The organism is Solwaraspora sp. WMMD791, assembly GCF_029581195.1.
GTDB lineage: Bacteria > Actinomycetota > Actinomycetes > Mycobacteriales > Micromonosporaceae > Micromonospora_E.
The window spans coordinates 5,290,351-5,314,165 of sequence record NZ_CP120737.1; the positions used below are offsets into that span (position 1 = coordinate 5,290,351).

Consider the following 23,815-nt stretch of genomic DNA (forward strand, 5'->3'; position numbering starts at 1 on the left):
TCCTCACAATCGTTGTCGACGCTGGTCGGCATGGTGTTCTCCCTGCGGGTCGCGGGCCGTCGTTGGCGGCGGCCCCTGACGTACGGACTGCTCGTCGTGATGCCGGTGGCCGGGTTGGTGGCGGCATCGACCATCACCGGCTGGGGCTGGCCCGGCCGGGATGCCGACGCCGAGGCGTCGGCGACCGACGACCCGGTCTGGGTGGCGACCACCGAGGTGGTCCGGATGGACATCTCGGACAGTCGGGAGCTGGACGGCACCCTCGGCTACGGCGCGGCCCGGCCGGTCCGGGGCACCGACGGGGTGCTGACCTGGCTGCCCGAGCAGGGCACCGTCGTCGGGCGCGGCGAGCAGCTGTACCGGGTGGACGACCAGCCGGTGCTGCTGTTCTACGGCGGTACGCCGTTGTTCCGTACCCTCGACACGCCCAACCTGGTCGGCCGCGACGTACGGGTCGTCGCCGACAACCTGACGGCGCTGGGCTACCAGATCGGTTGGCAGCCGCCGGTCGGCACGACCGTCTCGGTCCCGGACCAGGATGCGGATGCCGACGCGGACCAGGATGCGGATCCGGGCCAGACGCCGGCCCCGACGCAGTCGCCGGACAAGACGCAGTCGCCGGCCCCGACCCAGGCTCCCGACTCCGGTCGGCAGCCGACCCCGGCCGGCGGCGTGGTCACCGTCCGTACCGGCGACGCGGTCCTCACCCCGGACCTGATCTCGGCGATCCGACGCTGGCAGCGCGACCGCGACGCACCGGAGACCGGCACGCTGCGCCCCGGCGAGGTCGCCGTACTGCCGGGAAAGGTCCGGGTCGACGCGGTCGCCGCGCTGGCCGGCGACAGCGCCGCGACGGACCTCATGTCGGTCACCCCGACAGACAAGATCATTACGGTACGGGTGGGAGTCGGCGAGGCGAGCGGGATGGCGCCCAAAGCTCCGGTGTCGATCACCCTGCCCGACGGCACGACCGTCCCCGGCACGATCACCGCCGTCGGCACCGTCGTCACCGATCCCGAGGGCCAGCCGGGGCAGGCTCCGCAGCTGAACCTCAGCGTCGTGCCCGACGACCCGGCGGTGGTCGCCGCGCTGGAGTCCGCGCCGGTCCGGGTGCAGTTCCACACCGAGGTACGCGAGCAGGTCCTCGCCGTACCGGTCGGTGCGCTGCTGGCCCTCGCCGAGGGCGGGTACGCGGTCCAGTTCACCGACGGCACCCTGATCGCCGTGGAGACCGGCCTGTTCACCCGCGGCATGGTCGAGGTCACCGGGGCCGGCCTCGACGAGGGCATGACGGTGGTGACGACCTCGTGAGCGTCGCGGTGCTGTCGGTCGTCGGGGCCGGGATGAGCTACCCCGGTGGAGTGGCCGCGCTGACCGACGTCGACCTCGACATCCACGCCGGCGAACTGGTCGCCATCGTCGGCCCGTCCGGCTCCGGCAAGTCCACGTTGCTCAACATCATGGGTACGTTGGACCGCCCCACCACCGGCACGGTCCGGCTCGGCGGCCACGATGTGACCAGCTTGTCCGACCGGCAACTGTCGGCGTTGCGCGGGCGCTGGCTCGGCTTCGTCTTCCAGCAGTTCCACCTCAGTGACGGGCTGACCGCTGCCGAGAACGTCGCCACCGGGCTGCTGTACGCCGGCGTACCGCGCCGGCGCCGCCGGCACCTGGCCGCCGAGGCTCTGGCCCGGGTCGGGCTCGCCCACCGGCTCGGTCACCTGCCCCGGCAGCTGTCCGGTGGGGAACGCCAGCGGGTGGCGATCGCGCGCGCGCTGGTCAACGACCCGGCGCTGGTGCTGGCCGACGAACCGACCGGCGCGCTGGACACGGCGACCGGTGGTGCCGTACTCGACCTGCTCACCGCGCTCAACGCCGACGGCACCACGATCGCGGTGATCACCCACGACCGGGACATCGCGGCGCGGCTGCCGCGGCGGGTGGAGATCCGCGACGGCCGGCTGGTCAGCGACGTCCGCCAGCAGCCGGTGGCGGCGTCATGAGCGCGGCGAATGCTCCCCGACGGGCCCCGGTGGAGTTGCCCCGTCCGGTGCGGCTGGCCCCGCTGGACCTGCTGCGGCTCGGCCTGGTCGGCATCCGTACCCGCCGGCTGCGGGCGGTGCTGTCGGCACTGGGCATCTCGATCGGCATCGCCACGATGATCGTGGTCACCGGGATTCCGGCGGCCAGCGAACGGGCCCTGCTGGCCGAGCTGTCCGCCCTCGGGGTGAACCTGCTGCAGGCGACCGCCCGACCCGGCGACGACGGGATCACCCGGCTGCCGGTCGAGTCACCGGCGATGGTGGCCCGGATCGGCCCGGTGACCGCGACCAGCGCGGTCGCCAACACCAACACGGTGATCCGCCGGTCCGACTGGGTCGACCCGCGTGACGGCTCCGGGTTGACCGTGCTGGCCAGCGCGCCGAGCCTGCCGGAGACCCTCGACGCGCGGCTGCGGACCGGCCGCTACCTCGACGCCGCCACCGAACGTCTGCCGACGGTGGTGCTCGGTGCGGTGGCCGCGACCCGGTTGGGCATCGTCGACCTGGGGCGGGCGGACTCACCGACCCAGGTACGCATCGACGACGAGTGGTTCACCGTGATCGGCATCCTGGAGCCGCTGCCGCTGGCACCCGAGATCGACCGTTCGGCGTTGGTCGGCTGGCCGGCCGCCGAGGCGAAGCTGGGCTTCGGCGGGCATCCGACGGTGATCTACCTGCGGGCGCACGAGCCGTCGATCGAGGCGGTCCGGGCGGTGCTGCCGGCCACCATCGACCCGCAGCGGCCCAGCACGGTGCAGGTGACCCGGCCGTCGGACGCGCTGGCCGCCAAACGCGCCACCGAGAGCAGCTTTGCGTCGCTGTTCCTGGCCCTGGCCGGGGTGGCGCTGCTGGTCGGCGGGATCGGGGTGGCGAACACGATGGTGATCTCGGTGTTGGAACGCCGTGCGGAGATCGGGCTGCGCCGGGCGCTCGGTGCCAGCCGGGGCCAGATCCGGGCGCAGTTCCTCACCGAATCGGTGGCCATGTCGCTGCTCGGTGGCCTCGCCGGTACGGTGCTCGGCCTGCTCGCCACCGCCGGCTACGCCCTGGTCAACGACTGGCCGGTGGTGGTGCCGCCGGGGGCGACCCTCGCCGGGCTGGGCGGGGCGTTGCTGGTCGGGGTCGTGGCGGGCGGCTATCCGGCGTTCCAGGCGGCCCGGCTGCCGCCGACCCGGGCGCTGAGCGCACCCTGACCGGCGGTCTGCCTTGGCCGGTGGTCCTGCCCTGACCGGCGGTCTGCCTTGGCCGGTGGTCCTGCCCTGGCCGGCGGTCCTGCCCTGGCCGGCGGTCCTGCCCTGGCCGGCGGTCTGCCGACTGGCAGGGAGAGCGCCGGGCGGAGGACAGGTAATGCGCCGAGTCGTTATTCCTCTGAGGAATAGTTATTCCTCAGAGGAATAACGGCTGAAAGTCCTACCTGTCGGTGTCGAGGTGACAGTGGGTGACGTCGTGGCACCTGGCGGCGTCACGGCGAGTGCGCGGGCGAAGCCGATACCGGCCGGCAGGAATCCGGCGGCGAAGAGCACCCCGGTGGCCAGCGGGTAGCCGGAGACCGGGTCGGTGACGAAGACGCCGGCGACCGCTCCGCACTGAAGCAGCGGCCGGATCGGTCGCATGTCCGGCACGCTACCGCGTCCCGGCAACATTGACAGAAGATCCTGTCTTGACAGGATCTTCTGTCAATGGCAGGTTGATGACCGTGCAGGACATCGAAGTCATCGAGGATCCGCAGGTGGCGGTCGCCGCGCTGGAGCCGACCCGGTCGCGGCTGCTGGCCGCGCTCGCCGCCCCGGCCAGCGCCACCGAACTGGCCGGGCGCACCGGGCTGACCCGCCAGCGGGCCAACTACCACCTGAAAGCCCTGGAGCAGCACGGTCTGGTCCAGCCGGCCGGTGAGCGCCGGCACGGTGGCCTCACCGAGCGGCTACTGGTCGCCAGCGCCGCCGCCTACCTGGTGTCGCCGGCAGCGCTCGGCGACGCGGCCGGTGACCCGGCCCGCACCGCCGACCGGGGGTCGGCCCGCTACCTGATCGCGCTCGCCGCCCGTACCGTCCGCGAGCTGACCCGGCTGCTGCGCCGCGCCGACACCACCGGCACGCCCGTCGTCACCTTCTCGCTGGACAGCGAGTTGCGGCTGGCGGCGTCACCGCAGGCCCGCGCCGCGTTCGCCGACGACCTGACCGCCGCCGTCGCCGCCGTGATCCGCCGGCACCACCTGCCGGCCGACGCCCCCGGCGACGACTACCGCCTGATCGTGACCACCCATCCGAGGGAGAACGTCAATGACTGACCCTGTCGAGGTGTCCGCCGAGGTCGTCGGCACCCCGGAGGAGCTGTGGCCGCTGCTGACCACCGGCCCCGGCATCTCCACCTGGTTCATGCCGGCCGAGGTCGACGCCGCCGCCGGGACCGTACGGCACCGGTTCGGCCCCGGCGACGACGAGGTCTCCGACGGCACGATCGTCGCGCACGAGGCACCGCACCGCTTCGCGTACGTCGAGGAGTGGGTGCCCAGCGAGGGCGCCGCGCCGATCACGTCGACCACCGAGTTTCTGATCGAGGCGGTCTCCGGCGGCACCAGCCTGGTCCGGATCGTCTCCGCCGGGTTCGGCACCGCCGGCCCGGACGCGCAACGCCAGGCCGAGTCGACCGCCGCCGGCTGGACCCAGGCGCTGCGGGTGCTCACCCTCTACCGGGCACATTTCCCCGGCCGGCCGAGTGCGTCGCTGCGTGCCTGGGGCCACTCGACCCGACCGATCGTCGAGGTCTGGCAGGCCTTGACCGGCGACCTCGGGCTGACCGGCGCGGCCGTCGGCGACCGGGTCCAGGTCGGCGGTGACGCACCGCCGCTGGCCGGCCAGGTGACCGCGCTCGCCGGCACCGGGATGACCCTGCTGCTGGACGAACCGGCCGGCGGCGTCGCCAGCGTCACCGCCGCCGACTTCGGCACCAGCCGGGGCATGGTCGTCGACATCTTCTGGTACGGCGAGCAGGCCACCGACGCCGTCGCCACGTACGGACCGGCCTGGGAGAAGTGGATGTCGACCCGCTGACCCGTCGCCCCGGCTCCGTCGCCCCGGCACTTGGCGTTTTTCTCCGGTGAGTGTTCATCCACCGAATACGGGTACGCGCTGCAGGTCCATCCGACCGGATGGAGCCGAAGGGGGTGTTCGGATGCAGGCGCAACATACTACGGAGTCGTCGTCACCCGGCGAGGGTGGTCCGCACCAGTTGCGGGAACAAGCAGGTCAGGTAGGCCACGAAGCGGCGCACGAGGGCCGCCAGTTGGCCAACCAGGCGACCGAGCAGGGTAAGCGGGTGGTGAACGAAACCGGCCGGCAGGCTCGCAACCTCGTCGGCGAGGCCACCTCGCAGCTGCGGGAGCAGGCCAGCACTCAGCAGCGCCGAGCCGCCGACGGGCTGCGAACGATCGGCAACGAACTGCAGGAGATGGCAGACAAGGGCCAGCCGGACGGGCTGGCGGGCGAGTTGGCGCGCCGTGCCTCCGACGCCGCCCAGCAAGCCGCCGGCTGGCTGGAGAACCGGCAGCCGGGTGAGCTGGTCGACGAGGTGCGACAGTACGCCCGACGGCACCCGGGAACCTTCCTTGCCGGGGCGGCCTTCGCCGGACTGCTCGTCGGTCGACTCACCCGCAGTCTCAGCGGCGGTCAGGCCGGCTCCGGCCAGCAGGACCAGCAGGATACGGGCGGCAACGGGCACCGGCCGGACCCCGGCGACGGGTTCACCGCGCCGCCGCCGGTCGCCCCGATAGGTGGCGAGTACGGGCAACCGCTGACGGCCGGACGCCGTCCAGGTGTCACGTACGGCGACGGCCGCTATCCCGATGGCGACGGCTATCCGGGTTCTCTCGGCAATGGGGTGAACCGATGAAGTCGATGCAGCGGGAACAGGCTGTGGCTGGGGACGGACGCGCGCAGGCCTCCCTCGGTGAGTTGCTGGGCGACGTGTCCCGGGATCTGTCCACCTTGCTGCGCCAGGAAGTCGAGCTGGCAAAGGCGGAGCTCAGGCAGGAGGCGGGTAAGGCAGGCCAGGCCGGGGGGATGTTCGCCGGGGCGGCGATCGCCGGCCTGCTGACCCTGTTCTTCCTCTCGTATGCGCTCTGGTGGGGGCTGTCGAACGTGATGGACCAGAGCTGGGCCGCGTTGATCGTGGCGGCGGTGTGGGCGGTGATCTCGGTGGTCCTGCTGACGATGGCGCGCGGCCGGGCCCGGGAGATCCGTGGACTGCCCCGCACCATGCAGACCGCCCGGGAGATACCCGACGCGGTCCGGGGCCACTAGGTCCGGGAACCACCAGCGGGACCGTCGAGCACAACAGGTGAGGGAGTCTGACATGTACGACGAACCAGAGCGGATTCGCCAGCAGATCGAGGCGACCCGCGGCGAACTGAGCGACGATGTCGACGCGTTGGCGTACCGGGCCCGGCCCGGGCAGATCGCCAGCGACCAGATGGATCGGGTCCGCGGCCGGGTCCGAGGCCGGATCGCCCGGCTCCGGGACCGGGTGATGGGCACGGCGGTCGACGTCCGCGACAGCACCACCCACATGGCGTCCGACCTCGGCCATCAGGTCGCCGGGCAGGCGCAGCACGTCGGCTCAGCGACCATGGGCACGGCGCAGCACGTTGGTTCGGCGACCAGGAACATGGCACACCGGGCCGGAGAGGGGCTTTCGCACACCGCTGAGACGGCGGCAGACCGGGTCCGGCACGTGCCGCAGATGACCCGGGAGCGGACCGAGGGCAGTCCGCTGGCGGCCGGGCTGGTCGCGTTCGGCGTCGGGGCGCTCGCTGCCGCGCTGCTGCCCGCCAGCGGCAAGGAGCGGCAACTGGCCCAGCAGGCGAACCAGCAGGTGATGGAGCACTCCGGGCAGGTTACGCAGAAGTTCGGCGAGATGGCGCATCAGATGGGAGACAACCTTCGCGAGCCGGCACAGCAGGCGGCAGAGTCGGTCCGCTCGACGGCTACCCAGGGTGCGTCTTCGGTGCGCGACCAGGGTATGGCCGCCGCCCAGCACGTGCAGGGCCAGGTGCGTCACGGCGGCGACGGTCACCAGCAGAGCTGACCCGGCTGCTTTTCGCCCCGACAGCTACTGCGCGGGAGGGCAGCGACCGTTGTCCGGTTCGGTAGGGTGCGCAAGGAGGTGCCTGGATGGCCGAGCCGGCGAGCAACACGCAACACTCAGCGGGCGCAGCGGACCCTTCGGCGCAGTCGGCCGGCGGACCCCGCCCCTGGTGGCGGTCGCGCCCGAGGTGGCAGTTGGTCACCGCGGGCGTGCTGGCCGGTCTGGTGGTGATCGGTGCCGCCACGGTCGTCGCCTGGCGGGTCCTCGCCCCGGCCGAGGTCGTCACCCCGTCCGGCTACCAGCCGTCGCCGCCGACCGCCGAGCCCGGTCCGGTGGCCCGGCTCTCCGCCGCACCGTTGCTGGTCGACGGACGGTTCCGGGTCTACGCCACCACCCGCCAGGTGCGCGCCGACGGCCCGATCGACATGCGGACCCAGGTCACCCCGGCCTGGTCGTTCCGGCGCTGGCCGGAGCAGGTGACCGGGGTCGTCGCCACCGGTACGACGGTGGTCACCCGCTGGTCCGACGGCGAGCTGGTGGCGATCGACGCGGTCAGCGGCGAGGTCGCCTGGCGGGCGGCCGGCCCGCAACCCAACGACACCGGGTACGCCGGCCGGCGTACCGGGGCGCAGACCGTCTACGCCCCGGCCGGCCTGCACACCGTGGTCAGCGGGGCGGACGGCCGGGTGATCGTGCTGGCGCAGGGCGGGTCCCAGCTGGCCGGGTTCGACGCCGCGACCGGCCGCCGCCTGTGGCAGGCCACGCTGCCCGGCCAGGGTGACGCCTGTCGGGACGCCGGCTTCAGCACCACCGGCGGCCAGTTCGCTCTGGTCAACAGCTGCGCCGCGCCACCGGCCGTGGAGTTCTACGAGGTTGCCGGCGGGGAGTTGACGTCGACCTGGCAACCGGAGGGGGCCGGGCCCGGCCTGGCGGTGGAACCGCTCGGCTGCGCGGTCGCCCGATCGCGGTGCGCGGCGCTGCGGACCACCGGTGCTGGCGAGTCCCGGGGCTGGCTGGTCGACGGCCCGGAGCCGGAGCCGGCAGCGGCGCTCGATCCGGTGGACGCCATGCTGGTCGACGGAATGGCGGTCCGGCTGGACGCCGACGCCACCGACCCGGCGGTGGTCGCGCAGGTGGTGCGCACCGGTGAGCAGGCGTGGCGGTGGCCGCTGCCGACCGCGGTGGCACCCGGCCCGGAAACCACCGGTGACCGGCTGCTCGCCGTGCAGCCGGGCCGCGTTCACCTGCTGACCGCTGCCCGGGAGCTGGTCACCCTCGACGCGACCACCGGTGCCGAGCTGTCCCGCTTCGTGCTCATCATGCCGAGCGAGCGGATGACCGACTGGGCACCGGGCTACGTCTACACCCAGGACGGTTTCGTGGCCGTCGAACGGCTCCGCCTGCCGGTCGACCCGGACGCCGACGACGGCGGCTACTACTGGATCCAGGAGACGGTCATCGTCGCCGGCACCTGAGGTTCCGGCTCACCTACAGCCCAGCCGGCGACCGTTGGCCCAGGTCAGCTTTGGAGTGCGGCCTCGGCGGCGGCGAGGAAGGCGTCGTTCTCGGTCGGCGTACCGATGGTGACCCGGACCCCGTCGCCAGCGAACGGGCGCACGATCACGCCGCGCCCCTCGCAGGCCGCGCCGAACGCCGCCGCCCGCTCACCCAGCGGCAACCAGACGAAGTTCGCCTGGCTCGTCGGCACGTCCGGCACCAACTTGCGCAGCGCCTCGGTGACCCGCTCCCGTTCGGCGATCACCAGATCGCAGCGGCGGCGGACCTCGTCGGCCTGGTCGAGCGCGGCCAGCGCCGCCGCCTGCGCCAGCGAGCTGGTGCCAAACGGGGTGGCCACCTTGCGTACCGCCGACGCCACCTCAGGATGCGCGACCAGGTAGCCGACCCGTAGCCCGGCCAGTCCCCACGCCTTGGACAGTGTCCGCAGCACGACCACGTTGGGCCGGTCGCCGTAGGCATCGAGGCCGTCGGGCACATCCGGGTCGGTGACGAATTCGCGGTACGCCTCGTCCAGCACCACCAGCACGTCGTCCGGCACCGCGTCGACGAACCGGTCCAGCTCGGCCCGGCGCACGCTGCTGCCGGTCGGGTTGTTCGGGTTGCAGACCAGCACCATCCGGGTCTGCTCGGTGATCGCTGCCGCCATCGCCGGCAGATCGTGGCCATGGGTCGCGGTGTTCGGCACCCGGCGGCTGTTCGCCGCCGTGGTCGCGGCGATGATCGGGTACGCCTCGAACGACCGCCAGGAGTAGACGACCTCGTCACCGGGCAGGCAACTGGCCCGCATCAGGTGCTCGCAGAGCGCCACCGAACCGCAGCCGGTGACGACCCGCTCCGCCGCCACCCCGAGCCGCTCGGCGAGGGCGCCCCGCAACGCCAGCACCCCCATGTCGGGATAGCGGTGCGTCGACGCCGCCGCCTGCGCCACCGCCTCGACGACGCCGGGCAGCGGCCCGAACGGCACCTCGTTGCTGGCCAGCTTGATCGCCTCGGGCAGGCCGAGCTCCCGGGCCAGGTCCACCGGGCTGCGCCCCGGCACGTAACTGGGCAGCGCGTCGAGGTCGGCGCGGGTCAGACCGAGCGAGGGGGGCATCGGGGGGCCTCCTGTCATGCTGAACTTCCGGGAGTGTCGCGGTCGGCGGGCGGCTTGTCCACCCCGGTACCGCCGGTGCCGCCGGTCCCGACCGCCGTCGCCGGTACGCCGGCCGGCAGTTGCACCACGACGGTGCGCGCCGACTTGTCGTGCAGCGCCTGCCGTAGCGGGCGGTCGAACAGCAGGTAGACGCAGTCGATGAACTGCAGGACGAACCCGACGCAGCAGATCCACAGCAGAGTGGGCAGGCCGAGGGTGTTCCAGCGGCGGAACGAGCGGGCGAAGCCGAGCTGGCCGCCCGGCTCGACCGGCACGATCTTCAGCCGGGTCAGCCGTTTGCCGAGGGTCTGGCCGGTGTTGGCGACGGCCGGCACCTCGTACGCCCACCAGATTGCCGCCGCCAGCAGGATGATCACCATCTGCAGCCCGGAGGCCCGTTCGGTGACCTGCGGCAACCCTTCGGTGGACCGGTCGCCGGCCAGGGACCGCTGCCAGATCTCTGCCCACACCGGCCAGGACTCCACCACGAACTGCCAGACGAACCAGCCGTTGATGACGACGTTGAGCAGCAGCACCGCGCCGATGTCGATCAGCCGGGCGGCCAGCCGGGCACCGAGCGGGGCCAGCGCCAGCCCGTGTGGTCGCGGCTCGGGCGGCGGGTAGTAGGCCGGGTACCCCGGGGTCGGATATCCCGGCGGCGGGGCCGGATAGCCGGGCGGTGGATACCCCGGCGGTGGGTGTCCGGGCAGCGGGTGTCCGGGCAGCGGGTGTCCGGGCAGCGGGTGTCCGGGCGGCGGCGGGGCCGCCACCGGAGTCGGCGCAGTCGGGGCGGCCGGCACAGGTTGCGCTGGTGGGCTCGGCGGCTCCTCGGCCGGCGGCGGCCCGTCCGGCGGGGTGGCGTCAGCCGGCAGCGGCGCACCGATCCACCCGCCGCCGTCCCAGTACCGCTGGGTGCTCGGATCGGCGGGATCCTTGTACCAGCCGGGCGAGATCGACGTCACCGGACCGATCCCCGGTGGCGGGCGGATCCCCGGTGGCGGGCGGCCGGGTGGGGCGCGTTGGGCAAGCTCACCCTGGCACCTTAACGACCGACCCGGCCGGCACCGCAGCCTGTCGACGGTTCACCGACCGCCCACCCGGGTCAGAGGTTGCCCCGGTTGGCCTGTTCGCGCTCGATCGCCTCGAACAGCGCCTTGAAGTTACCCTTGCCGAAGCCGAGCGAGCCATGCCGTTCGATCAGCTCGAAGAAGACCGTCGGCCGGTCCTGCACCGGCTTGGTGAAGATCTGCAGCAGGTAGCCGTCCTCGTCCCGGTCGACCAGGATCCGGCGGGCCTTCAGCTGCTCGATCGGGGCGCGAACCTCGCCGATGCGGGCCCGCAGCTGCGGGTCGTCGTAGTACGAGTCCGGCGTGTCCAGGAACTCCACCCCGGCGGCGCGCATCGCGTCCACTGTCGCCAGGATGTCGTTGGTGGCCAGGGCGATGTGCTGCACGCCCGGTCCGCCGTAGAACTGCAGGTACTCGTCGATCTGCGAGCGGCGGCGGGCGAGGGCCGGCTCGTTGAGTGGGAACTTCACTTTGCGGCTGCCGTTGGCGACGACCTTGCTCATCAGCGCCGAGTAGTCGGTGGCGATGTCGTCGCCGATGAACTCGGCCATGTTGGTGAAGCCCATGACCCGGCGGTAGAACTCCACCCACTCGTCCATCCGGCCCAGCTCCACGTTGCCGACGACGTGGTCGACGGCCTGGAAGAACCGCTTCGGCTGCAGTCCGGCCTCGACCAGCGGGGACCGGTCGACGATCGGCGCGCGGGACACGAACCCCGGCAGGAACGGCCCGTCGTAGCCGGACCGGTCGATCAGCGTGTGCCGGGTTTCGCCGTACGCGGCGATGCTGGCCATCCGTACGGTGCCGTGGTCGTCGGTGACGTCGGTCGGGGCGGCCAGCCCGGTCGCGCCGTTGGCCAGCGCGTGCGCGTACGCGGCGTCGACGTCCGGTACGCCGAGCGCGATGTCGGCGACGCCGTCGCTGTGCCGGGCGACGTGCGCGGCGTCGGGGGCGTCGGCGTGCACCGCCCCGCGCAGCACGAACCGGGCGGCACCACTGGTCAGCACGTACTCGGCGTGGTCGCGGAAGCCCTGCTCCGGACCCCGGTACGCGACACAGGTCATGCCGAACGCGGTCGAGTAGTAGTGCGCCGCCTGCTTGGCGTTGCCGACCAGGAAGGTCAGGTGGTCGATGCCCTGCACCGGGAACGGGTCACGGACCTCGGTGCGGCGGACGGTCGGGGATTCGGCCAGATCAGTCATCGTCGTCGTCTCCCTTCGGTACCGGCGGTGGCCGGTAACGGCAGGATGGGCGGTTCCGGGTGGACTAGGCAATAGTTCGGCACAATGCTGGTCATGCTGCCCATTCGTTAGGGTTTTCAGTCATGGATGCTGTGCAGAATGTTCAGCTCGACCGGTTGGACGCTGACCTGATCGCCCTGCTGGCGGCCGAGCCGAGGATCGGCGTACTGGAGTGTTCGCGGCGGCTGCGGGTGGCGCGCGGCACCGTCCAGGCCCGGCTGGACAAGCTGCTCGCCCGGGGCGTGATCGAAGGCTTCGGCCCGCAGGTGTCACCGGTGGCACTCGGTTTCACGGTGACGTCGTTCGTCACGTTGGAGATCGGTCAGCGGCACGGGCACGGGCCGGTCGCGGCGCACCTGCGGGGCATCCCGGAGGTGCTGGAGGCGCACACCATCACCGGATCCGGCGACCTGCTGTGCCGGATCGTGGCCCGGTCCAACAGTGATCTGCAGCGGGTGCTGGACGAGATCCTCGCCTACGAGGGGATCCGCCGGGCGTCGACGATCATCGCCCTGGCGCAGCAGATCCCGTACCGCGTCCTGCCGCTGGTGTCGGCGGCGGTGAGCGGCCCGCCGTCGCCGTCGGTGAGCGGCCCGCCGCCGGCGGCGGTGCCACCGGCGCCTCGTCCGGATTGATCGCGCAGGTGGGCGAGGTTGTCCAGCGGTTGATCACGCCGCTCCGGTGCCGGTGCCGCGGGACAGTGGCAGCCTTCGATCGTACGGTGGTCGCTGCCAACCACCGTTGCGCTCTCCACGAGGAGGAGACACCATGTCCAGAGGTTCGGCTGTACTCCGTCGGCTGACCGCCGTCGCCGCTACCGCCGCACTGCTGACCGGCATGTCCGCTGTGGCCGCGTCACCCGCGTCCGCCCAGCAGATCGTCCGGCAGACCACCACCCGGGGCTGTGAGTGGACCACCGGTGTGGGTCAGTACTGGCGGGTCAAGGCCGATGTCACCGTCGCCCAGATCGCCGGTACGAGCACCCGTTGGATCGAGTCGGCGACCAACGCCCGCACCGAACTGTCCGGGTTCACCTTCGGGGTCCGGGAGAGCAACTCGGTCGCGAGCGCGACCATCCAGGGCGGCGGGGTGAGCGTGCGGATCAGCGGCTCGGCGGTGCTCAACTACGGCGTTCCGACGCCGTTCGGCACCATCGAGTGGCTGAGCCAGCCGATCAGCTGCGCGACGACGTACTCGGTCTACTGACCACCGGGTGCGGTGCCGTGCCGGACGGGACCCGGCGCGGCACCGCGCCACTGGCGTCGTCGCCCGCGCCCCCGTCGGCGTCGTCGAGGGCGTCACCGAGCGCGGTCCGCTCGTAGCGGACCGCGCGGCCGGTGCGGGCCCGTCGCACCAGCCCGGCATCCCGCAGTACGGCCAGGTGCCCGCCGACGGTGCCCAACGTCATGCCCAGCTGGGCGACCAGCTGGCTGGTGGTCGCCGGCACCGCCAGGGCGCGGAGCACGGCCGCCCGGGTAGGCCCGATCAGCCGGTCCAGCCCGTCGGCGGCCCGGTCGGGCGGCGGCGGGCCGAACAGTCCGGCGACGCCGCGCGCCGGGTAGCTGATCGCGTACGGCCAGGGCGGCTCCAGGTGCAGGCTCAGGGTGCTGAAGACCGACGGGACGAACAGCAGCCCCTGCCCGCCGAGCCGGTGCTGCTCCGGGGGGAACCGGTCGACGACGATGGTGCCCGGGTCGGGCTCCCAGCGCAGCCGGGCTTCCAGGTCGGCCAGTGCGGCGCTCCAGCCGTACGTGGTCAGCCGGCCGGCCCGGTAGACGACGTCACGCTCCAGGATGGCCCGCAGCCGGGGCCAGTCCGGGGCGATCAGCGCCTGCCACGCGGCGTCGATGGCCTCGGCGAGCCGGTCGACCACGTCGTCGGCGGCCAGCAGGCGCCCGGCCGCTCCGGTGGGGAAGGGCCGACCGGCCAGGCTGCGGGCGATCTCGTCGCGGGCCTGGTCCAGCGGGGTACGGCGGACCACCGCCAGCTGGTCGGCGAAGCTGAGCCCGACCCCGTCCGGCGGCGGCTGGACGAAGTCGGCGTTGTAGCCGGTGCGCCGGTACAGCGCCCGGATCGCCATGATGCCGGGCTGGGCGCGGCGCAGCGCGGCGTAGCGGTCGCGGTGCCGGTGCACCCAGGGCAGCAGCGGCCCGGCCGGACGGGTGCCGGCGAACAGCCGCAGGGCGGCCATCGTCTCGCCCAGCGGGGAGATCCCGAACCGACTGGCCGCCAGGTCGCCGGAGCTGACCTCGATCCGCACCCGCTCCGCCTCCGCCCCGTCCCGCCACCTTTCGCTTGACGTCGAAAGGTTACCGTCGCCCGGCACCGGACCGGGATGCTCCACGCATGACCACGAGTGCGCCGCCGGCCCCGCAGGCGACCTTCCGGGACCTGTTCACGGTCCGCGAGTTCCGGGTGCTCTTCGCCAGCTACGGCATCTTCATGGTCGGCGAGACGGTGAAGATGCTGGCCCTGTCGGTGCTGATCTACGACCGTACGGGTTCGCCGTTGCTGGCCGCGTTGGCGTACGTCGCCGGTTTCCTGCCCAGCGTGCTCGGCGGCATGTTCCTGCTGGCGTACGCCGACCGGTGGCGACCACGGGCGGTGATGGTCGGCTACGACCTGGTCCGGGTGGCCATGGTGGCGGTGCTGGCGCTCGGTGTGCTGTCACCCGGTGGCGCGTTGGCGCTGGTGTTCGTCGTCGGGTTGTTCACCCCGGTGTCGTCGGCGATGCGGACCGCCCTGCTGCCGGATCTGCTGGCCGGCGACCGGTACGTGCTGGGGCGGGCGTTGTTCACCGTCACCGCCGGGGCCACCCAGGTCCTCGGGTTCGCCGTCGGCGGGGCGCTGATCGGCCTGCTGGGCCCGTACGGTGCCCTCTGGATCACGGCCGCGACCTGCCTGACCTCGGCGGTGTTGATCCGGTTCGGGCTGACCGACCGGCCGCCCCGGACGGTCGCGGTGGCCGGGGTGGTGCGGCCGGGCGCGGTCCGTCAGACCTGGCAGGTCAACCGGCAGCTGCTGGCCGACCGCCCGGTACGCGGGCTGCTGCTGGCGCAGTGGCTGCCCGGTTCGCTGCTGGTCGGGGCGGAGGGGGTGGTGGTGCCGTACACCGGTGGTGACGGGGCCGGGGTGCTGTTCATGGCCGGTGCCGCCGGGATGCTGCTGGGGGATCTGGTGATCGGACGCTGGACGGCGCCGGCGCGGCGGGAGGCGTTGACCCCGTGGTTGGCGTTGCTGCTCGGGGTGCCGATGCTGGCGTTCGTCGCCGACATCGGGCTGCTGGTGGCGGCGGTGCTGTTCGGGGTGGCGGCGTTCGGGTTCTCGTACCATCTGGGGTTGGCCCGGCGGTTCCTGGACGCGGTGCCGGCTGATCGGCGCGGCCAGGCGTTCGGGCTGTCCCACATGGGGATGATGACCGGGCAGGGGCTGGCGGCCGGTGGTGCCGGCCTGGTGGCGCAGTGGCTGGCGCCGGGGCTGGTGATGGCCGGGTTCGGGGCGTTGTCGCTGGTCGCCACCCTGCTCCTGTGGCGACAACTCCGGGTGCCACGCATGAATGTACCCCGACACGCCTAAAAAGGGCATTTGGGTCGGCGGTCGGTCGGGTCCAGGTCCGGCCGTTACGGTGGCCCGATGGCGAAGGGGAGCGCGCCGTGCGTGAAGTGCTATCTGGCCTTCGCGCTCGTCGTGGTCATCGTGCTCGCCGCCACCGGCGTCTGGAACCCGTTCCCCGGCCTGTGGGACTGGGTCAACCGCAGCCGCCCCCTCGCTGAGCCCGACGTCACCTGGCAGCAGCGGGTCGACGGCGCCCCGCAGAGCATCACCGTCACCGACCGGGCCGTCATCGTCGAACACCGGCTGACCGTCGAAGGCCACAGCCTCACCTCCGGCAACCAGGTCTGGGAGCACAAGGCCGACTGGGCCGCCGTCGCCGGCACCGGCACCGACCAGGTCGTCGTCGCCGGCACCCTGCTGGTCAAGGGCTACCAGGTGCTCAACCCGGCGACCGGTGCCCTGCTGCGCCGCGACGAGGCCGCCGTCGCCGTCTGGACCTACCGCAACGCGCTGCTCGACGTCGAGTGTGCCGGCCCGCGTGACTGCACCCTGCGGGCCTGGGATCCGCGCGGCCAGCAGCCACGGTGGACCGCCCAACTGCCCGGCATGGGTCTCGTGCTCTTCGCCGACAACCCGCAGCTGCTCACCAGCCGACCGTTGACCGCCCGCGGCGTCGCCGACGACGCCGGCGGCCCGCAGAACCTGCCGGCCGCCCTCGGCTTCCCGATCGACGGCAAGATCCACGTCGTGGAGACCCGGACCGGCAAGGTGCTGCAGGAGCTGAAAGAGGAGCAGCACGAACGGATCGTGGTCCTCGGCGGTCGGGTCTTCACCCTGGTCGCCACCCCCCGCGACGGTGCCTGCTACTACACCGCCACCGCCCACGACCCGGTGACCGCGCTGCCAGTGTGGCAACGGGCCGGGATCAACCTGCGGACCGCCGACCGCACCGGTTGCGCCCAGCGGCACAATCCGACCGGCGGCCCCAACGTGCTGGCCGGGGTCGCCCCCGACATGCGGGAAACCGTCCTCGACGCCCACGACGGGCGGGTGCTGTGGACCGGTGCCGCCGGGCAGGAGCTGCGGGCCGTCGACGACCGGTACGCGCTGACCCGCTCCGCCGACGGCACCACCCTCCAGGCGTACGCCCTGCCGACGTCGACCCCGGCGTGGACCCGGCCGATCGACGACGACGCGCAGATCGCCCTCACCCGGTACGCCGCCCTGGTCGTCACCCGTAAACCCGACCGGGTCGTCGCCCTTGATCCGGCCACCGGCACCGAACTGGCCAATCTTCGTACCTCGGCCGAGGTCAAGGCGGTCGGGCCAGCCGGCATGGTCATCGGCGAGGGTCGGGAGATCGGCTACGTCAGGTTCGCCGGAGCCGATCTCCCGGCACCCGCCGTCACCGGCCCCGGGGGCGTCGACCCCGGACCCACCTGTGGCGGTGTGAAGCAGGAGTCCTGCCCCGGCGACGGCAGCAAGGACGGCTGACCGCCCCCTCTCTTTTCCCGACGATCTTGCAGTTATCGCGAAGATTTGTCCAAAATGTTCCTCGATAAGTGCAAGATCGTCGGGATCTTGGACGGGTGGCGTGGGGGATGACCGGGGGGTTGGTTGGTACCGCCCTCTCTGGCCTAGGCTTGCCGGTCATGAGCAGTGCCGCCCCGTTCTCCCACGTCCCGCTGCTGCCCACCGGGGACGACCTCACGGAATACCGCCTGATCAGCGACGAAGGCGTCGACGTGGTGCACGGGCCAGGAGGGCGCCGGTTTCTCACCATTGATCCGGCTGTGCTGACGGCACTCACGGCCGAGGCCATGCATGACATTGCTCACTACCTGCGCCCGGCGCACCTGGCGCAGCTGAGGGCGATCCTCGAGGACCCCCAGGCGTCCCCCAACGACCGGTTCGTCGCCCTCGACCTGTTGCGCAACGCCAACATCGCCGCCGGCGGGGTGCTGCCTATGTGCCAGGACACCGGCACCGCGATCGTGATGGGCAAACGCGGCCGGCACGTACTCACCGACGGCACCGACGAACGGGCCATCGCCCAGGGCGTGTACGAGGCGTACACCAAGCTCAACCTGCGCTACTCGCAGCTCGCCCCCATCACCATGTGGGAGGAGCGCAACACCGGGACCAACCTGCCGGCTCAGATCGAGCTGTACGCCGAGGACCCGGGCGGGCAGCCCGACGCCTACAAGTTCCTGTTCATGGCCAAGGGCGGTGGCTCGGCCAACAAGTCCTACCTCTACCAGGAAACCAAGGCGCTGCTGAACCCGACCCGGATGATGCAGTTCCTGGAGGAGAAGCTGCGGCTGATCGGCACGTCCGCCTGCCCGCCGTACCACCTGGCGATCGTCGTCGGCGGCACGTCCGCTGAGTTCGCGCTCAAGACCGCCAAGTACGCCAGCGCCAAGTACCTGGACAATCTGCCGACCAGCGGCAGCATCGCCGCCCACGGCTTCCGGGACGTGGAGCTGGAGGCGCAGGTGCTCGAACTGACCCGTCAGTTCGGTATCGGCGCGCAGTTCGGCGGACGTTACTTCTGCCACGACGTACGGGTGGTCCGGCTGCCCCGGCACGGTGCCTCCTGCCCGGTGGCGATCGCCGTCTCCTGCTCCGCCGACCGGCAGGCCGTCGCGAAGATCACCCCGAGTGGGGTGTGGCTGGAGAAGCTGGAGACCGACCCGGCCCGCTTCCTGCCCGACGTGACCGACGAGACCCTCGCCGCCGACGCCTCCGCCGACGCCGACGTGGTCCGCGTCGACCTGAACCGGCCGATGGCCGAGATCCGCGCCGAGCTGTCGAAGTACCCGGTGAAGACCCGGTTGTCGCTGACCGGCCCGCTGGTCGTCGCCCGCGACATCGCCCACGCGAAGATCGCCGAGCGGCTGGACGCCGGCGAGCCGATGCCGCAGTACCTGCGCGACCACGCCGTCTACTACGCCGGCCCGGCGAAGACCCCCGAGGGGTACGCGTCCGGCTCGTTCGGCCCGACCACGGCCGGGCGGATGGACGCGTACGTGGAGAAGTTCCAGGCCGCCGGCGGCTCGCACGTCATGCTCGCCAAGGGCAACCGGTCCGCGCAGGTCACCCGCTCCTGCGGTACGCACGGCGGCTTCTACCTCGGCTCGATCGGCGGCCCGGCGGCCCGGCTGGCGCAGGACTGCATCCGGCACGTCGAGGTCCTCGAATACCCGGAGCTGGGCATGGAAGCCATCTGGAAGATCGAGGTGGAGGACTTCCCGGCGTTCATCGTCGTCGACGACAAGGGCAACGACTTCTACGCCGAGGTCACCAAACCGGTCCTCACCGTCGGCCGCCGCTGACCGGCCAGCCCGTCTCCGGATGCCAATTATGACCTGACATCTGACCTGATGAGATGGGCAAGTGGCGAACCTGGAGGCGGCGGTACGGAAGTTGCGCACGGCGCAAGCTGCGGTGCCTCGTGCCGAAGAACGGGCCGCCCGGCTCGTGGCCGAGGCCCGAGTGAAGGTGGACCGGGCACGCGCCGACCTGGCCGAAGCGATCAGGGCCGCCGACCGGGACGGCGTGCGCCAAGTGGACATCGTGGCGGCCACCGGCTACAGCCGGGAGCGGGTCCGGCAGATCATCCGCGACGGGGAACCCTGACGTCTCGACGCCGGACGCCAGCGCCGCCGGGGCCTTGCGGCAGGCGGGCTGGCGTCAGACGTCGGTGGCCGAACTTCGGAGAGCGTGGCCGTGTACGGGCGGGCCGGATCTGGTCGGTCCGGCCCACCCGTACGGTCGATCGGGTCAGCCCAGGTACTTCTCCCAGGGGCCGGTGATGGCCAGGGTGAGGCCCGGGTCCTGCATGTTGACGAAGAGCACCTTGCCGTCGGCGGTGAAGACCGGCCCGCAGAACTCCGAGTCGTTGAGCTGGTTGCGGGCGATCGCGTAGGTCGGGCCGCCCGGGACCGAGCTGAGTACGTGGGACGCGCCCGAGCCGTCCTCGGCCAGCACCAGGCTGCCCCACGGGGTGACGGTCACGTTGTCCGGCCCGTCGAAGGTCAGGTCGCTGTACCTGGCCGGCGTACCCTCCTCGGACGACGTCTGGTGCGGGAAGTACGTCACCAGCTGGATGGTCTGCGCCCGGTAGTCGTAGAACCAGACCATGCCGTCGTGCGGAGCGGCGTCCGCCGGCAGGTCACCGTCCTCCCATGCGTACGAGTTGACCACGTACACGCCCTGGTCGGTGCCCCACACGCCCTCGAACTTGCGGCCCCGGGTGACCTGATCGTCGGCGAACTGCTCCCGCAGGGGCGTGGCACGGGCGTCGCGCTCAGGGACCTCGATCCACCGTACGGGGAACGGCCGGCCCAGCTGCGCGGAGGTCAGGTAGGCGACGTCCGGCAGCACCGAACCGTCATCCATGATGATCTGCATCGCGGCGAGGGTGCCCGCGTCCGGGGCGAGGCGGGTGAGCACTCCGGGGCCGAGCTTCACGCCGCGCGGCGCGGTCCACCGGTAGAACAGTCCGTTCGGCCCGTCGGCGTCCTCGGACAGGTAGATCCTCGTACGATCCTTGTCGATCGCCAGGGCTTCGTGGGCGTACCGGCCCAGGCACTTGATCGGCCTCGGGTCGGCACGGCCGTCGGCCCACACCTCGAAGACGTAGCCGTGGTCCTTCTGGTAGACGCCGGTGCGGCCGTCCTCGTCCCACTCGTCGCCGGCCCGGTCCTCGGTCTCCTCGCAGGTCAGCCAGGTCCCCCACGGGGTGGGCCCGCCCGCGCAGTTGTCGACGGTGCCGGAGATGGCGACGAACTCGCCGAGGTTGCGCCCGGCCCGGTCGGTCCGGATCACCGTGCAACCGCCGGCGTCGACCGCTCCCGGGTCGTAGACGGTGCCGGCGACGTGCGGTACGCCGTACTCGGCTCCCGGGCCGAGCTCGTGGTTCTGGATCAGGGTGTACCGGCCGTGTCCGGCGTCGAAGACGGCCATCCCGTCGTGCTCGGCCGGGGTCAGGCCCTGGCCGCGGTCGAGGCGGGTGACGCCGGTGCGGGTGACCACGGTGTACCGGAAGCCCTCGGGCAGGGCGAGGATGCCGGCGGGGTCGTCCACCAACGGCGGGAACGGTACGTGGCCGCCGCCCCTCGGCGGGTGGCTCCGGCCCGGGTGGGCCTGGGCCGGGTGGGCCTGGGCCAGTGACGGCAGGCCGCCGGCGACGGCGAGGCCGACGCCGGCCGCGCCGACGGCACCACCGGCGAGGAAGGTACGACGAGAGGAAGGCACGTCGATCGACTCCAGTTCACATCGAGGGTGACGATGTGACGCAACTCCGACGGACCGACGGCCGTCTATCGGCGCGGTGGCGAACGGGCGACATCGATGTAAAGAGTCGGGGTCGCGGCCGCCGGCGACCTGCGGCCCGCTCGGGCCGTGCCAGGTGGCCGCGCTACGACTCGCCATGACCGCTTTCTTCCCGGCCGGTGGTCCGGGTTGCCTGCTCGTGCGCCCGGTGCAGGGTCGCGGCAGCCTCCTGGCGGGCGGCGGACAGGATCGCCTCGGCCTCGCGAGTCGCCTCGCGCCGATGGTCATCGGCCTGCTCCTCGGCGAGTCGCAGAATCTGTTCCACCCGGGTGCCGAGGCCACCGAGGGCAAACTGTTGCCCGTCGTGGCCGGGCGGACGGCTGCCCGTACCGGTCAGGTATCGGTCGTCCGTCGGACCCGCCACACTGAGTGCGACACCGAGCGCGGCGATCACGACTCCTACCCAGAGCGCCGCGTCGCCGAGGAACGGACCGGTGACGACGCCGACACCGATCCCGAAGACCATTCCCGCTGCCGTCGCCGATCTGCGCATGACTCACTCCTCGGCGTGCGACGCGGAAGCTGGACCGTCCCACGGGCAACGGTGGCAAGCGGAGTCAACATTCGACCACCTGCCCGGTCGGCCGGTCACGGATCGGCTCACGGATCGGCGATGTCGATGGTGACCGTCGACGTCGGACGGCCTCCGCAGGTCAGCACGTAGCCGTCGGCCTTCTGCCGGGGAGTGCGGCAGTCCGGTCCGTCCTGCGTGACCTGCCCGGCGAGCAGTTTCACCACGCACTCCCCGCAGTTGCCGACCATGCACGAGTACGGCATCGGCAGCCCGGCCGCGAGCCCCGCGTCCAGCAGGGTCTGACCCGGCTCGACCAGTACGGTCCCGACCGGGCGTCCGGCCTGCTCGACGGTCATCCGCTGAGGTTCGGCCCGGCGCGGTCGCCGGCCCTGCGCCGCGGGTGTAGAGCTCATGGTGCATTCGCGTGTCCGGCACCCCGAGGCCGGTCAGCACTCCTCGCACGGTGTCGATCAGCGGCTCCGGGCCGCAGATGTAGTAGTGGGCGTCCCGGTGCGGGGACAGTGCGGTGATCCAGCGCCGTACGCCGTCCGCGTCGAGCCGCCGGTCCCGGCAGGTCAGGACGTGGGTGACCGACAGCCGGTCCGGGTGCTGCCGTTCCAGTCGGCGCAGCTCGTCGGCGAAGATGACGTCCTGCTCGGTCCGGCTGCTGTAGAGCAGCGCGATCCGGCCGCCCTCGGCCCGGCCGCCCTCGGCCCGGCCGCCCTCGGCCCGGCCGCCCTCGGCCTTGGCGGCGAGCCGGGTACGGATGATGCTCATCATCGGCGTCACGCCGCTGCCCGCCGCGACCAGCACGATGTCACCGCCGGCCTGCGGCCCGGTGTGGGAGGAGCCCGACGGGCCGCGTACCGCGAGGCGGTCGCCGGCGCGCAGGTGCTGGTGCACGTACGTGGAGAAGCGCCCGCCCTCGATCTGCTTGACGGTCACCTCCAACTGTGGCGAGCCGGGTGCAGACGAGGCCGAGTACGCCCGGCGCACCGGGCGGCCGTCGATGTCGACGACGAGCGTGAAGAACTGGCCGGGCCGGAAGTCGAACGGCGCCGCGTTGCCGTCGGCGTCGGCCAGCACGAGGGTGACGACGTCCGGTGTCTCCCGGCGTACCCGCACGATCCGTACCTCGCGGAGCGGGTCGTCCCGCCGCGACCCGGCCGCCGGCTGGCGGCGCAGCCGGGCCAGCAGGCCGTGGCGTCGGCCGCCCGCGTCGGTCTCGACGCCGTCGTAGCCCTCCTTGTGCAGCCCGGAACGGTATGCACGGTCGAACACCAGCCGCAGCAACCGGGGCATCCCCGGGACCGCCCCGATGGCCTTGAGCAGGAACGTTGGTGGGCCGCCCGGGACGTTCGCCAAGCCGGCGGCGAGGTGGTCGGAGGCCAGAGCCATCAGGTCCGGCACCTCGCCGGGCCGGACGTGCCGGTCGGGCGTCCATGGCCGCGAGCGCGCCACGGCCAGGTTGTCGGTGATCTCGGCGTGCTCGACGTCGATGAGCAGCGCCGCGTGCGGTGCCATGCCCCGCAGCGCCATCGTCTCCAGCAGTACGGGATCGTCGGTGATCGCGCCTCGGCCGCGTACGTGCAGTACGCCGCTGCGGCCGGGAACGAGTGCGGCGAACGAGAGTCGGTCGTCGGACAGCAGGTTGTGCAACGTGTCGGCGCGTTTGTTGCCTTTGCGGTCGGCGATGGCGAGCGTGTGACCGTCGAGGATCCGGACCACCGTCGGCTGGTCACCGCGCGGGCTGGTGTCGCTGCCACCAACGGAGTCCCAGCTGGACAGCGCGAGGAACGGTGCGCCGGCCAGGAACTCGGCGACACCGGGTCGGCACAGCGGACCGTCACCTGAGATCTCCGCCACCGGCGGCCCGACCGAGCTGGGTGGCTGCCACAGGCGGGACCGCAGTACGGCCTGGGCGCAGTGCACGTACGCCTGCTCGATGTCGACCGTCGTCTGCGCGCCCTGACGCGCGACCACCGCGCCGTTGACCCGCAGGATCTCCCCGACGCCGGGCAGGAGGAAGAAGAACGAGACCGGACCGTACGGGTCGCCGGGCTCCGGCAGGGCGAACGAGATCCGGGTGGGGGAGTGGACGCGGGTGAAGCCCGGCGTGCCGCCGATGAAGGTGGTCCTGCTGGCACCGCCGGCGTCCCGGTAGCCGAAGGCCGCGATCGGGCAGCGGGCCAGGACGGCCCGGCAGCCGTCGTCGAGGGCGCTGATCTGCTTGACCATGACCATCGACGCCGGTCGGCCGACGATGGCCTCTACCTGCTCCACCGTGGTGAGCCGCCGTGCGGTGGCCACCTGGTCTACCTGTCGCA

General features: G+C 72.3%; 23 protein-coding genes and 1 pseudogene. 15 read left to right on the plus strand and 9 right to left on the minus strand.

Translation table 11 applies throughout. The features are described 5' to 3' along the window. The first annotated feature begins 30 nt into the window (after positions 1–30). From O7623_RS23625 to O7623_RS23635, 3 genes are read left to right on the plus strand one after another with little or no spacing between them, the layout of a single operon-like run. A complete protein-coding gene (locus O7623_RS23625) occupies positions 31–1,311 on the plus strand; it encodes a hypothetical protein (protein ID WP_282225188.1) in 1,281 nt (426 codons plus the stop codon). Between the two features lie 32 nt (positions 1,312–1,343). Next, positions 1,344–2,003, plus strand: coding sequence for an ABC transporter ATP-binding protein (locus O7623_RS23630; RefSeq protein ID WP_282229526.1), 660 nt, complete (start codon positions 1,344–1,346; stop codon positions 2,001–2,003). Further along, positions 2,000–3,235, plus strand: coding sequence for an ABC transporter permease (locus O7623_RS23635; protein WP_282225189.1), 1,236 nt, complete (start codon positions 2,000–2,002; stop codon positions 3,233–3,235). The genes O7623_RS23630 and O7623_RS23635 overlap by 4 nt, the downstream gene beginning before the upstream one ends. A 186-nt stretch (positions 3,236–3,421) precedes the next feature. Here O7623_RS23635 and O7623_RS23640 read toward each other — a convergent pair whose 3' ends face one another. Then, positions 3,422–3,655 (minus strand): hypothetical protein, encoded by a 234-nt coding sequence (locus O7623_RS23640; protein WP_282225190.1) that lies wholly within the window; start codon positions 3,653–3,655, stop codon positions 3,422–3,424. Between the two features lie 83 nt (positions 3,656–3,738). Here O7623_RS23640 and O7623_RS23645 point away from each other — a divergent pair, with 83 nt between their 5' ends. From O7623_RS23645 to O7623_RS23670, 6 genes are all read left to right on the plus strand, one after another. Beyond that, positions 3,739–4,329, plus strand: a complete 591-nt coding sequence (locus O7623_RS23645; protein WP_282225191.1) for a helix-turn-helix domain-containing protein — start codon at positions 3,739–3,741, stop codon at positions 4,327–4,329. Further along, positions 4,322–5,092: an SRPBCC domain-containing protein gene (locus O7623_RS23650; RefSeq protein ID WP_282225192.1), complete on the plus strand. Its 771-nt coding sequence runs from the start codon at positions 4,322–4,324 to the stop codon at positions 5,090–5,092. Before O7623_RS23645 ends, O7623_RS23650 begins: the two co-directional genes overlap by 8 nt. A 121-nt stretch (positions 5,093–5,213) precedes the next feature. Next, on the plus strand, positions 5,214–5,930 hold the full coding sequence (locus O7623_RS23655) for a hypothetical protein (protein WP_282225193.1): 717 nt from the start codon (positions 5,214–5,216) through the stop codon (positions 5,928–5,930). Then, positions 5,927–6,340 (plus strand): phage holin family protein, encoded by a 414-nt coding sequence (locus O7623_RS23660; protein ID WP_282225194.1) that lies wholly within the window; start codon positions 5,927–5,929, stop codon positions 6,338–6,340. Before O7623_RS23655 ends, O7623_RS23660 begins: the two co-directional genes overlap by 4 nt. A 52-nt stretch (positions 6,341–6,392) precedes the next feature. After that, positions 6,393–7,124 (plus strand): DUF3618 domain-containing protein, encoded by a 732-nt coding sequence (locus O7623_RS23665; protein WP_282225195.1) that lies wholly within the window; start codon positions 6,393–6,395, stop codon positions 7,122–7,124. Positions 7,125–7,318: 194 nt separating this feature from the next. Next, positions 7,319–8,599 carry a PQQ-binding-like beta-propeller repeat protein gene (locus O7623_RS23670; RefSeq protein WP_282225196.1) on the plus strand — a complete coding sequence of 427 codons (1,281 nt, stop codon included), beginning with the start codon at positions 7,319–7,321 and terminating at the stop codon, positions 8,597–8,599. Between the two features lie 44 nt (positions 8,600–8,643). Here the strand turns inward: O7623_RS23670 and hisC are convergent, their stop codons facing one another. The 3 genes from hisC to hppD form a co-directional block, all read right to left on the minus strand. Beyond that, positions 8,644–9,735, minus strand: coding sequence for a histidinol-phosphate transaminase (gene hisC, locus O7623_RS23675; RefSeq protein ID WP_282225197.1), 1,092 nt, complete (start codon positions 9,733–9,735; stop codon positions 8,644–8,646). 14 nt (positions 9,736–9,749) lie between these two features. Then, positions 9,750–10,736, minus strand: a complete 987-nt coding sequence (locus O7623_RS23680; protein ID WP_282225198.1) for an RDD family protein — start codon at positions 10,734–10,736, stop codon at positions 9,750–9,752. Between the two features lie 140 nt (positions 10,737–10,876). Beyond that, positions 10,877–12,043: a 4-hydroxyphenylpyruvate dioxygenase gene (gene hppD, locus O7623_RS23685; protein WP_282225199.1), complete on the minus strand. Its 1,167-nt coding sequence runs from the start codon at positions 12,041–12,043 to the stop codon at positions 10,877–10,879. Positions 12,044–12,165: 122 nt separating this feature from the next. Between hppD and O7623_RS23690 the strand changes: the two genes are divergently transcribed. Both O7623_RS23690 and O7623_RS23695 read left to right on the plus strand, forming a co-directional pair. Then, complete coding sequence (locus O7623_RS23690; RefSeq protein WP_282225200.1) at positions 12,166–12,717, plus strand: Lrp/AsnC family transcriptional regulator; 552 nt, start codon at positions 12,166–12,168, stop codon at positions 12,715–12,717. A gap of 133 nt (positions 12,718–12,850) precedes the next feature. Continuing rightward, a complete protein-coding gene (locus O7623_RS23695; protein ID WP_282225201.1) occupies positions 12,851–13,288 on the plus strand; it encodes a hypothetical protein in 438 nt (145 codons plus the stop codon). On the opposite strand, the gene O7623_RS23700 is transcribed toward O7623_RS23695, so the two are convergent. After that, positions 13,257–14,342, minus strand: coding sequence for a DUF5937 family protein (locus tag O7623_RS23700; RefSeq protein ID WP_282225202.1), 1,086 nt, complete (start codon positions 14,340–14,342; stop codon positions 13,257–13,259). The two genes, O7623_RS23695 and O7623_RS23700, sit on opposite strands and share 32 nt — an antisense overlap. A gap of 86 nt (positions 14,343–14,428) precedes the next feature. Here O7623_RS23700 and O7623_RS23705 point away from each other — a divergent pair, with 86 nt between their 5' ends. The 4 genes from O7623_RS23705 to O7623_RS23720 all read left to right on the plus strand — a co-directional run bounded on the left by O7623_RS23705 (position 14,429) and on the right by O7623_RS23720 (position 19,276). Beyond that, positions 14,429–15,658, plus strand: a complete 1,230-nt coding sequence (locus tag O7623_RS23705; RefSeq protein ID WP_282225203.1) for an MFS transporter — start codon at positions 14,429–14,431, stop codon at positions 15,656–15,658. A gap of 57 nt (positions 15,659–15,715) precedes the next feature. Then, positions 15,716–17,131 carry a PQQ-binding-like beta-propeller repeat protein gene (locus O7623_RS23710; RefSeq protein WP_282225204.1) on the plus strand — a complete coding sequence of 472 codons (1,416 nt, stop codon included), beginning with the start codon at positions 15,716–15,718 and terminating at the stop codon, positions 17,129–17,131. 158 nt (positions 17,132–17,289) lie between these two features. Then, positions 17,290–18,972 (plus strand): fumarate hydratase, encoded by a 1,683-nt coding sequence (locus O7623_RS23715; protein WP_282225205.1) that lies wholly within the window; start codon positions 17,290–17,292, stop codon positions 18,970–18,972. Positions 18,973–19,033: 61 nt separating this feature from the next. Further along, a complete protein-coding gene (locus tag O7623_RS23720; RefSeq protein ID WP_282225206.1) occupies positions 19,034–19,276 on the plus strand; it encodes a hypothetical protein in 243 nt (80 codons plus the stop codon). A 144-nt stretch (positions 19,277–19,420) separates the two neighbouring features. On the opposite strand, the gene O7623_RS23725 is transcribed toward O7623_RS23720, so the two are convergent. The 4 genes and pseudogenes from O7623_RS23725 to O7623_RS31395 all read right to left on the minus strand — a co-directional run. Next, positions 19,421–20,896, minus strand: coding sequence for an alkaline phosphatase PhoX (locus O7623_RS23725; protein WP_282225207.1), 1,476 nt, complete (start codon positions 20,894–20,896; stop codon positions 19,421–19,423). Between the two features lie 163 nt (positions 20,897–21,059). Continuing rightward, positions 21,060–21,467, minus strand: coding sequence for a hypothetical protein (locus tag O7623_RS23730; RefSeq protein WP_282229701.1), 408 nt, complete (start codon positions 21,465–21,467; stop codon positions 21,060–21,062). A gap of 107 nt (positions 21,468–21,574) precedes the next feature. Continuing rightward, positions 21,575–21,901: a 2Fe-2S iron-sulfur cluster binding domain-containing protein gene (locus O7623_RS31390; RefSeq protein WP_348775172.1), complete on the minus strand. Its 327-nt coding sequence runs from the start codon at positions 21,899–21,901 to the stop codon at positions 21,575–21,577. A 103-nt stretch (positions 21,902–22,004) separates the two neighbouring features. Further along, positions 22,005–23,732, minus strand: a pseudogene (locus O7623_RS31395) (FAD-binding oxidoreductase); the annotation flags it as partial. Positions 23,733–23,815 lie beyond the last annotated feature (83 nt).